Raw genomic sequence first — 15,231 nt, 5'->3', positions numbered from 1 at the left:
AGGGTCCTCATTAGCGATAGATAAAGTCGGTGGCGTCAGCGCAACTTACTGGGGTCCAGGTTAACGGATTTACGCGCGCTAAACGCCTGCAATCCTTCCGGCGCCAGCGCCAGAGAACCGTTGCCGGAACTGCGCTGACCAATCCAGCCCAGTCGCGCGTCCACGAAATTACAGCGATTGACGAAAACCGTGCCGGATTCCATGGCGGCGATATACTGCTCGGCGCGCTGTCGGGACGCCGTGAAGATAGAAGAGGTCAGACCATAGGCGCTATTCAGCGCTTGTTCAATGGCTTCATCATCATTGCGGACAGACATCACCGGTAAAACCGGGCCAAAGGTTTCTTCCTGCAAGACGCGCATGCCGGGTTTTACATCGGCCAGCAAGGTGGGTCTTAGGAAGTCGACCACGCCGATACGCTCCGTAGTTCCGCCGCACAGCAGGCGGGCGCCGTCCCGCTGCGCCTCCTGCGTCATCGACAGCAAATTGTTCACCACTGACTTGCCGCCATGCAGAGGGCCCAGGGTGGTTGACTCTTCCATGGGGTCGCCGTTTTTCTGTTCTTCCATGACGGCCTGCGCTTTATCCAGAAAGGCGTCGTAGATGCTGGCGTGGGCATAAATGCGTTTAACGGCGCAGCAGGACTGTCCCGAATTGTGCAGTCGCCCGATCCTCACCGCCCAGAACGCGGCGTCCTCAAGGTCAGCGTCTTCGGCGATATAGGCGGCGTCGCTGCCGCCCAACTCCAGGGAACTGGCGATAAACGGGTCCGCTACGGCGTTGAAGGTGCGCTTGGCCACACTTTGCTGAATGGCTCGGCCGCCTTTCACTGAACCGGTGAACACCACATGATTGATGTCGGCTTCTTCAATGATGCGCGCGGAGACATCGAAGTCCACGGTCACATTGGTGAGCAGATTTTCGATGTCGGCCATAACCCCGAAGGCGTTTTCGAAATGCGCGCCGACGGAGGGTGTCGTGGTGTGCTTGAGCACGACGGCGCTGCCGCTCAACAACGCGCAGATCGTGCCATTGATGGCGCAGAACAGGGGATAGTTCCAAGGGGTAATGATATAGACGACGCCCTTGGCGCGGCATTCGATGCGCCCCTCAAAACTGGGGTCGTCATACTCGGGGTGACGACTTGGGCGCAGGGCGCCGTCTTTGGCGAAGCGACACAGATACTCCGCACGTTCAAGCATGAAATCCAGCTCTTCTCCAGCCGCTTTCAGAGGTTTGCCTACCTCCCGGGTGACGCCCTGCGCGATATCCGGGCGATGATGGCGGAAATAATCCAATGCTTTCATGACATGCTCGGCGCGCTCTTCGGGCTTCAATCTGCGCCAGTAATAGGAGGCGTCCTGGGCGTCATTGATTCGCAAGTTGACGGACTCGAATGTCTGAGAGGGCTGGGAGAATTCCAGCTCGCGGGTGAAAGGATTGTAGACGTCGATTTGACTCATAGTGAGGCCTCCTGCTGTGTGGGTCGACCGCGGTCTTCGATGACGCGGTGGATAGCTGTGTGGGTGATTTTTAAAATGAGAGTGCGCTAAGCTCCTGACGTGTTTGGAATGGTAGAAAAAGATCTTTTATGAGACGCCGGGCGCGGCGTCTATGTTGGCGTACGCTACAGGGCTTTGTGTTACCAGGCTAACGATACAGCACTTCCCGGTTCACGGTGGTTAAAAACTCGCAGCCATTGGCGGTGACTTCCACTGTATCGGATAAGAAGGCGTCGCCAATGCCGGAATTGAGCAGCCAGCTCATCAAGTGAAACGTCATGCCTTCGCGTAACTGCAAATCAGAATTGCGGCGCAGTCCCACGGGAACGCCACTACCGGACCAGCTGGGAGGATAGCCGATACCGATGGAGTAACCGCAATGATGACGGGAATAGTGGGCCAGATTATTGCGGTCCAGCACCGCCTGCCAGGTCTCGTACACATCGCCCGCCCTTACGCCGGGTTTGATGGCGTCGGCGGCGGCCAGCATGGCTTCCTTGCATATCGTATTGACCCGCTGCGCTTCCGAGGGCGCTTCGCCAACAAACACAAAACGGCCGATAGGCGCATGATAACGACGCACGCAGCCCGCCATTTCCAGAAACAACAGGTCGCCCCGTTCCAGCGCCATGTCCTCCCAGGTGCCGTGTTCGTGAGCGAGGGTGCGGGTGGATCGCACCAAAGGCACGAAACCGGGGTAGGTGCCGCCGCGTCGGAACATAGCGTCGTAAATAGCGGCCATGATTTCCCGGGCGTTTACTCCAGGGCCGGCCGTGGCGATGGCGGAGAGCATCATGGAGTCGGAGATGGCGGCGGCTTCCCGCGTGAGTTCTAATTCCGCAGGGGATTGAACGATGCGAACGTCGTCCACCAGGTTGTCCAATTGGCGCCACTCCGCGTCTGGAACGCCATTCATGATCCCTTCGGCGACGGAGTAGGGGAGAAAGGTGCTGTTCATGTCGATGCCGATTATGCCTTTGCCTAACCCGGCGTCATGCAAGGCTTTCACTGTTTCACGCGCAGCGGCGGTAGGCGTGAGGCTCGGACGTTTGCGAGTGGCGTCGCGGGTCGGCGCGCCCATGGTCATCGACCAGGTGTCTTCAGAGATGGCGACATCGTCCTCGCCAGGCGGCGGCTCGCTGCCGTCGCTGTAACCGATATGAAGAACATCCGGCGCCTGATCCCGCACGGTGGCTTTTTCCATCGCGCGAGTGATGAGAATTGGCTGGCCGCTGGAAGGTAAAATCAGTAGTTGGCTGGCGAAGTAACCCTGATGGTCCAGGCCGGTGAGGTAGTAAATATTTTCAGGACTGGCGATCAGGCAGGCGTCCAACCCCCGCGTCGACATCCCGGCTCTCACCTGCGTTCGGCGACGCTGGTACTCGGCGTCCTTAAAATAGCGACCACTGACGTTATCCATCATAGCTCCTCCTCCCAAATCTATGACTCAGGTTCGCGCCTGCTTAGCCTTTCCTCCGGCATACCTCTTACCCCCACTGTAGAAGCCAATGGGTGAGAATTCAATTTAAGGACCGAGACTTACCGGACGATCAGCCTAGATCCTATCTACTATTCGAAGGGGATAGGGGATTCAGTAGACTGGCCCTCTAATGGAGTACGAATGGGAAAGTCTGATGAAGAATAAAACGCTATGCATAACGGCCCTGGCATGCCTCACATTGAGCGGCTGCGGCGGAGGAAGCGACGCGACTGGCGACGCCTCGAATGGTGGGAGCGATACTGGCGACAACGAGTTGGAGATCGTTGCTGGAGCGCTGTATGTCAGTCCAGATGGCGATGACGCTAACGATGGCCACTTAACATCGGAGGGCGGAACAGGCCCCTGGAAAACGCTGCAAAAAGCGGCTTCCACAGCGGTTGCGGGAGAGGTGGTTTATGTACGCTCTGGTGAGTACAAAGAACCGGGGCCGATAGCCGGCAGCGATAAACTCTGGGGCGTGCGAGTGCTAAACGATGGCGAAGAAGGGAAACCTATCGTATTCGTCGGTTACCCAAAGGACGACGCGAAGCCTGCCGTGGACATGGATTATGAAGCACCTTGTTTTACCCTTTATGGCCGTCAGCATGTCGTCATCAAAGGCTTTGAGATGCGTGAGTGTCGCGGCGCAGGCGTCTGGGTGATGAGCGGCAGCGGCCGGGATAATCTCTATCTCTCCATTGCGAATAATTATATTCATCACATCGACGGCGGCGCAGGAACGAATGTGGCTGGCGTGCGGATGGATACGGTCGGCTATGGCGTCATCGCCAATAACCGCATTCACCATATACGCGTCGATGGCGTGGACAACGGTAACGCCGCCGGGGTGCTGAGTTACCGCATGTATGAAACCACCATCAATAACAATGAGTTTTATGACGCTCACTCAGGTGTGTTTCATAAAGCCCCGGACTACGAAGGACGTAAAGGCGGCGTATTCAGAAACAATCTGATTCATGACGTTTCCAAGGCGTTTTATTTCAACACTAATACCAGCGTTCCCGCCCCCGGGGCCCATGTGAATACGGAAATCAGGCAGAATGTGGTGTATGGCGTCGAGACCTTCATTTACGACTGGACGTTTGGCTCCAACACCCAGAATAAAGGGCTGAAGGTGTATAACAATACGGTTATCGGCGCCAATCTGAATGTTCGCGGCTTCACTGAGTTTGAGTTTCACCACAACATTCTGTTCGGCGGAGCCAACATCACTACGACTTATCAGGAAGATGTTTTCACCAACGACCAGAAGTTTCCCCCGGGTCTGAAAACCGTCGATTACAACCTGTATTCGGAGGACTTCACCGCCACGTTGGGACGCTACAGCTCGGAAACGATCAACTATGCTTCGCTGGCGGAATGGCAAGTGGCGGGAGCGACCTTTGATAAGTTTTCTCTGAACGTTCCCAATGGAACGCCGGATATCAACAGCGCAACCACTAGTGACCCGAAATTCCAGAATGCAGGCGGCCATGACTATCGACTCAAACCAGAGTCACCTGCTTTGCATCCAGACGGAAATATCGGCGCTTACATCAAAAATACTGAGCAGATTGGACCCGATTGGTGATCAGGCTTGAGACAGGGGAGCTACTTAATGACTTCCCTGTCTGGCCGTTGTCCCGCCGCACCCCGGATAGCCGTGGGTGAAAAGCCGAAGCGCTGCTTGAATCTCACCGAGAAACGCGAAGCCGACTCATATCCAACCTGATAGGCGACACTGGCGATAGCTGCGTCTGTTGACTGTAGCAAAGCCAAGGCTAAGGACATCCTGACATCCACAAGAATCTCACTGAATGTTTGCCCCTCTTTGGCGAGCTTGCGTCGAAACGTCGCCTCGCTCATAGCCAACGATCCGGCAATATCTTGCGAGCTCCACTTCCTGTCCGGCTCCGCGCCGATGAGCAGACGCACTTTTCGTTGAAGGTCCGCTCGCTCATCAGACCTGAAGACATATCCCGTGTTCGCCAGCCAGAGTAAAAGTTCGCAGACACGATGCTCTGCGACCAGCTGCGGGATTGCCTTCGGCTCCCTGATGGCTTGAAGGCCCCGTTCGAAGGCGAGGTTGAACTCTGTTCCCAGCCCTTGCATGGAAACGATGCCTTGTACGGCTCTGCGTCCTGGAAAATCGGGTTCCACTTTGCGAATGAGCGCCCGAGGGCAAACTATCCAGTCAGCCTCAAACTGACCGTCATCGGTTTCATTTTCGACATCGCAGGCCGCGCCCGCCCCGATGGCGACAGCGTCGCCGGGAAGCAGAACGACTCGTCGCTCACCCATGAGCAAAGCCTTTTTCCCGCGTCTAACCAAGATCAGCGTTGGGTAATCGGTGACGAATTTGCCTATGAACAAATCATTGCGCGTCAGTATAGACGCGGTGGTTCCAACGCCTTCTCTGGAGATAACTGCCCGTTTGATTGAAGTCTCTGAGTTCATTCGTCGTTTCAGGGTGAGTCTTTATAAATCTGCGCCCAAGCGTTAAGACGCATTGATCGCATCAGCACAGCTTATGAGCGTCTCGGCGCAGGACGCGCAAATACACTTATGTATCATTGGATTAGGTTTATCTCAACAGACAGAAAGGGAAACGAAAGAATCATTATGCTGACCGTTCATCACTTGGGGCGCTCTCAGTCGGAGAGAATCGTCTGGCTTTGCGAAGAACTTGGAATCGACTACGAACTCAAATGCTATAAGCGCCGGACGGACAACAAAATGGCTCCGCCGGAATATAAAAAACTGCATCCTCTAGGCGCTGCGCCGGTCATTACTGACGGCGACCTCGTGCTCGGCGAGTCTGGCTCCATCATAGAATATTTGGTTGCGGTGTACGGCTGTGGCCGCATGACGATCAAGCCAGAAGCACCCGGCTACACCGACTACCTGTACTGGCTTCACTTCGCCAATGGGACATTTCAGCCGTTGCTACTAAGAATGCTTTCACTGGAGCGCGTCGACGCCTCGGACAACAACGCCCCTCTGACGATGGCCAAAGAACGCATCCAACTGATGCTATCCATGATGGAAAAGAAACTGGGCGAATCAGACTATCTTGCCGGAGACACACTGAGCGCCGCAGATATCATGATCATCTTCTCACTCACCACGATGAGACTGTTTAAACCCTACAATCTCTCACAATGCCCGAACATCCTGGCCTACCTGCAACGCATCGGCGCACGGCCAGCATACCAGCGAGCTATGCAAAAAGCAGAGCCTGGCTTGATTCCTGTTCTGGGCGCTGAATCGTCAGTAACTGTGTTTTAGGAGCTAAATGACCTCGGTATTAGTGAGGCAGGCAATGTATGGTTTGGTCGACATACATTATACTCGCGCTGCAATGGGGGCCTGCCTTATGCCTATCTGGCCTTACAACACACATATCTTTTAAATGTCTTAAAAAATTGAAGCTGACGCCCAGCATAAGGAAACGGGAATGCCTAAAACTATTGGACCCTATGCGTAACGCTGTCCGTGCTACTAGAGCCAGACTAGAGCCTATTGTCCTTGGGGACAAAACTCTTACAGGCCGGCTGTTTGATTATGCTGTTCAAGCATTGATCATAGTTTCACTGATCTGTTTCTCGATAGAAACACTCCCGAACAATTCTACGAGCACTAAGGAATGGCTTGGAATAATTGAGGCTTTCTCGGTAGCTTTGTTCACCTTTGAATATGTTCTTCGGGCTTGGGTAACTCAGCCAACCAGAAAGTACATTTTCTCTTTCTTTGGAATTATCGATTTTCTGGCTATAGCCCCTTTTTATGTAACTATGGGGCTCGACTTGAGAGTGATAAGAGCCTTCAGGCTATTACGTCTTGTCCGAATTCTAAAGTTGGCGAGATACAGCCAGGCCGCTAAAAGATTTCACTATGCATTCTTAATAGCAAAAGAAGAGTTGATACTGTTTTCTTCGCTCACACTAATCCTAATATATCTAGCTGGAGTTGGGATTTATTACTTTGAAAACCCTGTTCAACCCGAAGCCTTTCAGTCCATATTTCATAGTTTGTGGTGGGCTGTCGCTACACTAACCACAGTGGGATATGGTGACATTTATCCGCTCACAGCTGGCGGAAAGATATTTACATTTTTTGTCCTGATAATCGGCTTAGGCATCGTAGCGATACCAGCCGGAATCATTGCTTCAGCATTGGGGAAAGCGAGGGAAATGGAGAATAGAGACTGATAGATCATGGGGGCGAAGTAAACTCTTAATGTCCTCTCTTGGCCGAAATCGGTTTATTAATACTTGATAGTGTCAAAAAAGGAGACACTTACTCCCTTTTATGCGCCTTAGATCCTCCTTCGCTTAGCTGCCTTCACGCCAACGTATGCATCAGACGCTAGTTCAGAAAAATAGGAGTAAATGTATGTCATTTGAGCAAGATGTTGTAGTGGTATTAAAAGAGCAATTGAGAGATGGCGAAATTGAGATTCTAACGCGGCGCAGTGAAGATGGATCTATTGACTCAGACGTTAAGGTGATCCATAAACCGAGTGGTATTGAAGTGGTTTATGATACCCAATCATCACAGATTAAAAATTTAGCATTTGCATTAGTAAGCTTGCTTGGACAGCTAAAACAATCCAGATGACTGTGAATCTGTGTAAGCGTAGAGTACTGGCAGGTCGACGCCTGAACAGGCTCACGGCAATAGATGGGGAAGGGGCTTTGTGGCGACAACGCTAAACTGATTGCGTTGACGCATGGATAGTAACAGGCTGGAATTAGCCCTTATTTAAAAAGGCTTTCTCGCATGCCGCTGTGGGATAAAGCATAACTTGTCAGGGCGGTTAAGCATAAGCAGTCAATACTTGTGTTTTGAGCGGTTAGTGGCTGAGGAGGCATTTTGGCTATCTTAGCATCTTGTTTCAGCTTAATTGATCAAGCAGTGATCGCCTGTTGTTACTGGAGAATTTTGGTGGTAAATGGTTGAATATAAAAGAAAGTTGAGTGCCGTCTTGACAGAATGTATACGCCGAGATTTGAGCCAGAATATGTAATTTCAGACAACGGATGTCGATGTGGGATTGCTACCCCCCCCCACCAGCATTTTCCCTTGGTTCACTAGATATGTAAGAAAAGGCTTGCGCAATTTATATAAATTATCTAATTTATATAAATTGCGATGAGTTGAGGTTTGTATTGTGACTGAGCAAGAGATATTTGACTCGATTAGGCGCTCAATTGATTCTGCTCCTCGAAACCAGTATACGGTCGAGTTGCATTTGCAAATGATTAAATATGCTGATGATTTGCAGCACATAACAGCGAAGGAGTTTTGTGAGGGAGTGGGGCTGCGTCAAAGTTTTGGAGCAGAATTCAGCAAAATGAGGAATTTGGTAACCAGATTGAAAAAGGCCAGCCTCGATACTTCTTTGATCTGACCTTAGTGTAAAAACATACTGGTTACACAAATATATGCGGCCTTCATTGGAATAACATGAATAATACAATCTTAAAAATATCAAAGAAGGTAAATTTAAGTCCACTCAGGTATCCAGGGGGAAAAAGAAAGCTAGCCCCATTGATAGCGGATATTTTTGCACGCCACGGAGAACCTATTCAATTGCTTGTAGAGCCTTTTGCAGGGGGAGCAAGTACCTCTATATCATTTCTAGAGTCAAATCTGGCACAAGAAATTGCACTATCTGATCGAGATCAACTAGTAGCTACTTTCTGGAAAGTGGTTTTCTCCCCCGAAGCTGAGGCGTTAGCTGATTTAGTAGCCACCTGCAATGTATCGTTACGAACATGGAAGGCATTAAAGGAAGAGGTTCCTGGTGACGATATAGGCATTGCATTTAAATGCTTATTTATGAATAGAACGAATTTCAGTGGTATTTTACATGAAAATGCCGGGCCGATTGGGGGTATCGCTCAATCAGGTTCATATAAACTAGATTGTAGGTTCAATCAAGAGTCATTGGCTATAAGAATTCTTGAGTTATCGCGCTTAAGGAATAGGGTTAGGTTTGTGAGATGTCAAAGCTACAAAAAAACAATTTCAGATGTTAAGCGCATGAATATATCTAAGGGGTATGCTGAGAAACTATTTTGGTATTTAGACCCCCCCTTCTTTGAAAAAGCGAATTATTTATACAGAGTATCGTTTTCTGAGATTGACCACGTTGAGCTAAAAAATATTCTTATACATGACTCCATTCCTGGGCAGTGGCTATTGTCTTACGATGATGTTAAAGCTGCAAGGAGCTTTTATAGTAATCACAAAGGTTTCTCTCGGGTTAATTTGTCTTATAACGCGAGAATAGATAGCTTTGAACGACTTAGAAAAAGCGAAATTATTGTTTCAAATATAATAGAGAAATTGAGAATAAATCGGGTTCCCGGTATTCCTGCGATGGGAAAGATAATTCCCTTGCATGGATTTTCTGCGCGAACTGAAAAAATGACTGAAAGTAAAGTCATTAATTATATTTAGATTGGCACGTAGGGGCAGAATAAAATGGGAATGGAATTTCTTTCTAAGTCAGTCGGCCAGAAAAATAAGTTGTCGTCATTGATTGATTCACCACAAGAAACCCATGTCGGCTACATAGTTCGAATGCAATATGACTCAGTTGATATTTTGACTAACGATTTTTTTAAAGAGCGTGTAGGTGGGATCCCCCAGAACAGCTTTCTACTGGCGGCATCTTTTGATCCGGAAGATTTTGGAAATGCTCTCGATGTGGACAAAGTAGTGCTACTGCTTAGGGTTCAAGAGCCTGTGAAACTTCCACAAGACGACTCGAATCTTGTAACCATTATTGAACACCTGCAAGGAAAAGAAGAAATTACTAGGGCGGATGAGCGTGATGGAATTGAACCTATTACCCACTCGCTTTTGCAATTTGGTGGTCTTAAGTGCAACTGTCTCGGTTCATTTTTTTTAGATGACTCTGGCCAGCTTTTGCTCGGCGCAGATATAGAAGACTTTCAGTCGGTCGCACATTTACGTGTATATAAGCCAACGCCAGGTGCCCTGTCTAAAATAGTTAATTACATTGATCCAATTAGACAGCGAAAAACGGAAGAAGATTCTAAAGCTCTCGGATTTGGCGCTATGCCAGAGCCCTTCAGTATAGGAACTGTCCGATATACATCGACAAATCGGCTCCAGAAATCTAATGGTACATCGGAAGTAGTAGTAACAGTGCAACCTACAGACTTTTTGGCAAGACGTACGGCCGTATTAGGCATGACTAGAACTGGGAAGTCTAACACTATAAAAACAACTGTATCTGCTGTTGCGCTCGCTGCGGCTAGGGCGCAAGTATTAGTAGGTCAATTAATATTTGATATGAATGGCGAATATGCTAATGCAAATGGACAGGATGACGGATCCTCGATCTCCGAGGTGTTTGAAAACAACGTTGTTCGCTATAGAGGGCTTGATGCAAAAGGGTTCTATGACTTAAGAGACAACTTCTATAAATCTCTAGAAAATGGTCTCAACCTTCTGCAGAACGCACTTTCGGACAGTGTTGGCTCAAGTGTCGGGCAAGATCTTCAGGGATTTTTAAGTTTGTCATTAGAGGAGCCTGATGATCCACAAAAAATGAATAGATGGAGAAAAACTGTTGCAATATATAAGGCCTTACTAAAGGAATCCAATTTTCCGCATACCAAATCAGACGATGTGGTTAAATTTAGTGTCGGGGAACAAGTGCTAGACCAGATTTTTTCTGAAGTTTTTGCAGAACATGCTGAGGAGGAAGGGGCACCAAGAAAAAATCGCGGAGATAGAGTGAGTTATGTTAAACAAAAGCTTGGTGATCCTAAGCTAGGCTTATCTTTACAGCAAGCTGTTGACTTCTTCAAAGCAGTTCGTGATGCAGACAGGAATATACGAGAATCAAACTCTCGATCCCCCGGACTAGAAAGCAGCACTAAAGGTAAATCATGGTTAGATCCGCATGATCGAAGCTTACTGAATCTAATGGCGGGTAAAAATGATAACGACAGGCCAATTCGATCAACAAGAGTTATTAATTCATGTGGCTTGGCCTTCCATAGCAGTAAAGGAAGTGAAAATATCTCAAGAGACATATATTCACACTTGGAGAATGGTCGCATTGTTATTGTCGATCTCTCAGTCGGAACTCAAAGTGTACGTGAAAATATGTCATTGCAGATAGCAAGATATGTGTTGGATGAGTCCTTTAAACGATTTACATCAAATGAAAGGCAGCCACCTTGTGTCGTAATATATGTGGAAGAGGCCCATAATCTAATTGGGAAGAATGCAGACTTTAATACGACTTGGCCTAGAATCGCTAAAGAAGGTGCTAAGGCAAAAATATCGCTGGTATATGCAACACAAGAGCCATCTTCTGTCCATCCTAATATTTTGGCAAATACAGAGAATTTTTTCGTCACTCATTTAAATAATGATGATGAGTTGCGAGCATTGAGTAAATACTATGATTTTTCTGACTTTTCCCAATCCCTTAAAAAATCACAAGACGTTGGGTTTGCAAGAATAAAGACCTTAAGTTCTCCCTTTGTTGTGCCCTCTCAAATTTTAAAGTTCGAACCAAAAATATTAAAGCAAGAATATAATTCTATTGCTGCCCGTCCTGATTTCAAGCCAGCGCCGCGCCCAAATGAAATAGAGGAATTTTGATGCCATACAAGGGGGAGGTAGCAAGTAAACATGGGCATTCGGAAATTTTGTCCAATCCTGACGTAAAGAATTTCTTAAATTCTTGTATTGATGTGCCGAAGCCTTCGATTGAGGAATTAAACGCGCATTTCAGGAGTGCAAAACAGTTAGACGGTTATGATATTTTGTTGCCTGACTTAATTCTTGCAATGGATGGGTCGAGCTATGAGTCACCAGTTGACGGTAGGTACCCAAGTAGAATGATTGGCTATCTAAAAATAAGTACTGTACTTCTTGATATGGCCAAGTATGAAAACGTTAAAAGGTCGACCACAAGATTTATTGACCCGATTCATGTCGCGAAATTACAAAAAGAAACTGGAGCGATCAGTTTGGCTCTACCAGGAGCATTTGTGCAAGATCCGAATTGTGGTTCAGTGAAAGAAAGTTATAGATGTGCCGTTCAAAATTATTTGCGTAGTCCCGAGACAGAGCTTGGGGGGCGCACACTATACAACACCTTAGTTCAGCTTGTCCGTTATTTAGGAAGAGTCAGCCTGGTCGATAGTGTCGAATGCATTGCATTTAAAACTTGTGTCAACAAAGTTTGCAGCGAAGAAACACCAAAAAATCCTATCTTTGTTGGTGTAGATAGTGGGGTTGGTTCGTGCAGTTTATGCGGGGAAAAGGTTTATGCTTGTGATGTGTTGCGAACGCATGAAGCTTTTGTAGAAAGCGGTTCAAATATTGAGGCGTATAATCGTTTAATGACCGCAATTGAGCATTTACTCAATGCCCACTATTTATACTATCTATGGAAAGAGAATCCGGACTATTTGTCAAGAATGTGTATTTTGATGGATGGGCCTTTGGCAATATTTGGGCAAAGCGCACATTTACACAGAGCCATAATGCTTTTACTCGATGATATCCGTAAAGATCTGTTTAGAAGAGGTCTGCATGAGCCTGTCATCATGGGAGTTACAAAAACTGGTCGAGTTTGCGAGCATTTTTCTCAAATAGATTATTTAGTCCCAAGAAATACCGTTTTCCCTATTTCAGATGAATACAGGTATAAATTTATTGAGCCGACGAAGTTGGGTTCCGAAAAAAACTTTGGGGATGAGACATATTATGGGCAAGATATTTTCGTTAAGACAAATAAAGGAAGGCAGTTTAATTTATGCCTTTCATACCCATTCGCTAGTAAAAGGATTGACAAATTTAGAGATGAAAAAGTGAATTTGAAAAATTATGCTCAACTACGAAGGGCACTCTCGGTGATACAGACGCTAGAGTCGGAGCTTTACGAAAACTCTATGATACCTGTAGTTTTAGCTCACAGGCATGCTTCAATAAGCTTAAAGCCAGGCGGAAAAGTTCTGGATGTGTTATCGAGAGGGGCATTTAGTTCATGATGCCTAGAGCGAATGTTGCAATTTATACTCATATTGAGAATTAATCGAGATGTCTTCCACTAAAACTATATCAGTAACTCTAATAACCCAGGGTGAACATCGTTTTTACTCAGGAACAATGGAAATTGAAGTTATTGCTAGCTCTTGCTCGACTAATCCGCGTGCATCGCATCCTGAAGAAGGCTTTCAGCGAACGCTTGATGAAAATAGAGCAAATGCAATTGCTGAATATATACGAAGTGGTGGAACCATTCCGTCAAGTATAATTCTGTCCGCACAGCCGCAGGCCGAAATGTCATATAGCAGTAAAAAGAGAAGTATAACGTTTACAATTGATTCATCGGCATTTTTGATATTGGATGGACAACATCGAGTTTATGGCTTTAAAAAGCTTCTAAATGAAGGTGTAAAATATCGTATCCCAGTAATTGTTTATAATGATTTATCGCCTATTCAAGAGGCGAGGCTGTTTATAGATATAAATACGCTGCAAAAACCGGTTCCTAAGGAATTATTGCTGGACATAAAGAGGCTGGCTGACAGGGAGACGGAAAGTGAAAAGCTTCTTGATGAATTGTTTTCTGATTTCGAAAATGAAGCAGATAGCTATTTATTGAATAAACTTAGTCGAATTGATAAGAAGCCAGGAAAAATATCTAAGGTAACCTTTTACGACTCAATGAAAGCAATAGTCAAAGAGTTTGAAATTGAGAATGTAGATAAGTTATACCAAATCATGAACGCATATTTCCATGCTGCTGGTGACTTATATAAAGAAAACGGACTGAATTTGTCTAAAATAATCGCCAAAGCAACAGTTTTTAAAATTTTAGTATCACATTCAAAGTCCGTTATATCTATGATATTTGATTACAATCCAGAGAATATCGAAAAGATAAGTGAGTATAAGAAGTATTTGTCTAGGTCGCTACCTGGTTCATTTGACGATATTTCAGCATCTCGAGCATATGCTAGGACAACCGAAGCTCTTGACAGAAAGCTTCTTAAAAGAACGGTTAGGATTTGAGATGTGCAAAAGCTTTCGAGACTTGTGCTGCCAAATCTAGTGTCCGGTATTGTTTCTGCAAGACGTTCGGCACATGACCGACTTTTTGAGAGTCTAAGTGATTTGGATTTCATTACTAGAAAGATTGATAATGTTGGTCAGTCTTGCACCGTAGAATTGCAGATTCTTTCCGAGCCTCCGTTTTTTAACCTTCTAGCTGGCGAGGCACACCGCTTTTTTTTGGCGTCAGTAATTAGCAAGCAAAGATCTTTTCAACAACAAGAAAATAACGCAGCTTGGCAAGTGATTGAACATTACTATGCTGCTTACTACGCAATCCACTATCTTATTCGCGTCTCTGGAATTGGGTTGTGTAATCTAGATGCCAGCTCAGTTTCAAAGATTGAACAATGTTGCTACGGAGCTAGTTCTGGAATAAATGGAACTCCTGTACGGGGTTTATATGTCATTAGATACAATGCAGACACTCAGGTCATTACGATGAAAAAGCCTCAGGCAAGGTCGGGTGGGTCTCATGTTGACGCATGGAAACTGTGGATTGAGTTTATAGATAGACTCATGGCAAATTCTGAACAAGATATGAGTGAGTATGCATCTGAGGCTCTCCTTCTCAGTTTACATAAACGTTTTGTTCAAAGATCAGTTGGGCATTTCAACCCGCCAATTCTACGGGGAGAGATAAATTATCAATTTAAAGGAGGTGTTTGGCCATTTGAACGAAGTTCGGCAAATAGTATTCGATCATTAAAGAATTCAATTTTGGCACCACTAAACAGCTCTCTTGAATCTTTAACGCCATGGGAAGGCCTAGTGGAAAACAATAAAATAATAATGGAATTAGCTGTTAGAACTTTCGATCATGCCGCAGAAAATTATCCGCAAAGTATTTGTCGGAGTTTAAAAAATAAATATAAAAAGTTTCTAGAGTATGCATAATCTTACGACAGCAAACCCCGATGCAAGTTTTCATACATGCTTGCGATTGTGAAATATCGTAATATTCTTCATTCACTCAAGCGAAGTTACTAATCCGAAACAAAGTAGGCGAACACAGAAATAGTCTATATTCAAGCATGTCATGGACCCGACTTTAGATAAAGAGAGTGGATGCTATGCCCTCAAATGATGGAAGAAAGCTTGATCATAAAACACTAGAAGTCATTCGCATTC

The 15,231-nt window shown here is 46.5% G+C and carries 14 protein-coding genes; 11 read left to right on the top strand and 3 right to left on the bottom strand.

Features of this window, described 5'->3' with window-relative positions; genetic code table 11:
* Positions 1 to 35 precede the first annotated feature (35 nt).
* On the bottom strand, positions 36 to 1,463 hold the full coding sequence (locus KP814_RS14775) for an aldehyde dehydrogenase family protein (RefSeq protein WP_216737489.1): 1,428 nt from the start codon (positions 1,461 to 1,463) through the stop codon (positions 36 to 38).
* A 187-nt stretch (positions 1,464 to 1,650) separates the two neighbouring features.
* Positions 1,651 to 2,925 (bottom strand): Xaa-Pro peptidase family protein, encoded by a 1,275-nt coding sequence (locus tag KP814_RS14770; protein ID WP_253938395.1) that lies wholly within the window; start codon positions 2,923 to 2,925, stop codon positions 1,651 to 1,653.
* 211 nt (positions 2,926 to 3,136) lie between these two features.
* Here KP814_RS14770 and KP814_RS14765 point away from each other — a divergent pair, with 211 nt between their 5' ends.
* Complete coding sequence (locus tag KP814_RS14765; RefSeq protein ID WP_216737488.1) at positions 3,137 to 4,573, top strand: right-handed parallel beta-helix repeat-containing protein; 1,437 nt, start codon at positions 3,137 to 3,139, stop codon at positions 4,571 to 4,573.
* A 20-nt stretch (positions 4,574 to 4,593) separates the two neighbouring features.
* Here KP814_RS14765 and KP814_RS14760 read toward each other — a convergent pair whose 3' ends face one another.
* Complete coding sequence (locus KP814_RS14760; RefSeq protein WP_216737487.1) at positions 4,594 to 5,283, bottom strand: AraC family transcriptional regulator; 690 nt, start codon at positions 5,281 to 5,283, stop codon at positions 4,594 to 4,596.
* A gap of 64 nt (positions 5,284 to 5,347) precedes the next feature.
* Here KP814_RS14760 and KP814_RS14755 point away from each other — a divergent pair, with 64 nt between their 5' ends.
* The 10 genes from KP814_RS14755 to KP814_RS14710 all read left to right on the top strand — a co-directional run bounded on the left by KP814_RS14755 (position 5,348) and on the right by KP814_RS14710 (position 14,997).
* Positions 5,348 to 5,485, top strand: coding sequence for a hypothetical protein (locus KP814_RS14755; RefSeq protein WP_216737486.1), 138 nt, complete (start codon positions 5,348 to 5,350; stop codon positions 5,483 to 5,485).
* 119 nt (positions 5,486 to 5,604) lie between these two features.
* The gene (locus KP814_RS14750) at positions 5,605 to 6,270 is read left to right on the top strand and encodes a glutathione S-transferase family protein (RefSeq protein ID WP_216737485.1); all 666 of its coding nucleotides are present in this window, start codon (positions 5,605 to 5,607) and stop codon (positions 6,268 to 6,270) included.
* A gap of 191 nt (positions 6,271 to 6,461) precedes the next feature.
* Positions 6,462 to 7,193 carry an ion transporter gene (locus KP814_RS14745; RefSeq protein WP_216737484.1) on the top strand — a complete coding sequence of 244 codons (732 nt, stop codon included), beginning with the start codon at positions 6,462 to 6,464 and terminating at the stop codon, positions 7,191 to 7,193.
* Positions 7,194 to 7,377: 184 nt separating this feature from the next.
* On the top strand, positions 7,378 to 7,602 hold the full coding sequence (locus tag KP814_RS14740; RefSeq protein ID WP_216737483.1) for a hypothetical protein: 225 nt from the start codon (positions 7,378 to 7,380) through the stop codon (positions 7,600 to 7,602).
* Between the two features lie 553 nt (positions 7,603 to 8,155).
* Positions 8,156 to 8,395: a transcription factor gene (locus KP814_RS14735; protein ID WP_216737482.1), complete on the top strand. Its 240-nt coding sequence runs from the start codon at positions 8,156 to 8,158 to the stop codon at positions 8,393 to 8,395.
* A gap of 56 nt (positions 8,396 to 8,451) precedes the next feature.
* Positions 8,452 to 9,450 carry a DNA adenine methylase gene (locus KP814_RS14730; protein WP_216737481.1) on the top strand — a complete coding sequence of 333 codons (999 nt, stop codon included), beginning with the start codon at positions 8,452 to 8,454 and terminating at the stop codon, positions 9,448 to 9,450.
* 24 nt (positions 9,451 to 9,474) lie between these two features.
* Complete coding sequence (locus KP814_RS14725) at positions 9,475 to 11,637, top strand: helicase HerA domain-containing protein (protein WP_216737480.1); 2,163 nt, start codon at positions 9,475 to 9,477, stop codon at positions 11,635 to 11,637.
* Positions 11,637 to 13,034, top strand: coding sequence for a DNA double-strand break repair nuclease NurA (locus KP814_RS14720; RefSeq protein ID WP_216737479.1), 1,398 nt, complete (start codon positions 11,637 to 11,639; stop codon positions 13,032 to 13,034). The genes KP814_RS14725 and KP814_RS14720 overlap by 1 nt, the downstream gene beginning before the upstream one ends.
* Positions 13,035 to 13,083: 49 nt before the next feature.
* On the top strand, positions 13,084 to 14,061 hold the full coding sequence (locus KP814_RS14715; RefSeq protein WP_216737478.1) for a DGQHR domain-containing protein: 978 nt from the start codon (positions 13,084 to 13,086) through the stop codon (positions 14,059 to 14,061).
* Between the two features lie 3 nt (positions 14,062 to 14,064).
* Positions 14,065 to 14,997, top strand: coding sequence for a hypothetical protein (locus tag KP814_RS14710; protein ID WP_216737477.1), 933 nt, complete (start codon positions 14,065 to 14,067; stop codon positions 14,995 to 14,997).
* The last annotated feature ends 234 nt before the right edge of the window (positions 14,998 to 15,231 follow it).

The sequence above is a fragment of the Hahella sp. HN01 genome (assembly GCF_018986435.1).
Classification (GTDB): Bacteria; Pseudomonadota; Gammaproteobacteria; order Pseudomonadales; family Oleiphilaceae; genus Hahella.
The sequence above is the reverse complement of the archived record's forward strand: the minus strand, read 5'-3'. Positions and strand labels throughout refer to the sequence as shown.

Excerpts from the sequence above, each read along its gene's own strand:
- KP814_RS14775 (WP_216737489.1), bottom strand. The coding sequence starts at position 1,463 with ATGAGTCAAATCGACGTCTACAATCCTTTCACCCGCGAGCTGGAATTC.
- KP814_RS14770 (WP_253938395.1), bottom strand. The coding sequence starts at position 2,925 with ATGATGGATAACGTCAGTGGTCGCTATTTTAAGGACGCCGAGTACCAG.
- KP814_RS14765 (WP_216737488.1), top strand. The coding sequence starts at position 3,137 with ATGAAGAATAAAACGCTATGCATAACGGCCCTGGCATGCCTCACATTG.
- KP814_RS14760 (WP_216737487.1), bottom strand. The coding sequence starts at position 5,283 with ATGGGTGAGCGACGAGTCGTTCTGCTTCCCGGCGACGCTGTCGCCATC.
- KP814_RS14755 (WP_216737486.1), top strand. The coding sequence starts at position 5,348 with ATGAACAAATCATTGCGCGTCAGTATAGACGCGGTGGTTCCAACGCCT.
- KP814_RS14750 (WP_216737485.1), top strand. The coding sequence starts at position 5,605 with ATGCTGACCGTTCATCACTTGGGGCGCTCTCAGTCGGAGAGAATCGTC.
- KP814_RS14745 (WP_216737484.1), top strand. The coding sequence starts at position 6,462 with ATGCGTAACGCTGTCCGTGCTACTAGAGCCAGACTAGAGCCTATTGTC.
- KP814_RS14740 (WP_216737483.1), top strand. The coding sequence starts at position 7,378 with ATGTCATTTGAGCAAGATGTTGTAGTGGTATTAAAAGAGCAATTGAGA.
- KP814_RS14730 (WP_216737481.1), top strand. The coding sequence starts at position 8,452 with ATGAATAATACAATCTTAAAAATATCAAAGAAGGTAAATTTAAGTCCA.
- KP814_RS14725 (WP_216737480.1), top strand. The coding sequence starts at position 9,475 with ATGGGAATGGAATTTCTTTCTAAGTCAGTCGGCCAGAAAAATAAGTTG.
- KP814_RS14720 (WP_216737479.1), top strand. The coding sequence starts at position 11,637 with ATGCCATACAAGGGGGAGGTAGCAAGTAAACATGGGCATTCGGAAATT.
- KP814_RS14715 (WP_216737478.1), top strand. The coding sequence starts at position 13,084 with ATGTCTTCCACTAAAACTATATCAGTAACTCTAATAACCCAGGGTGAA.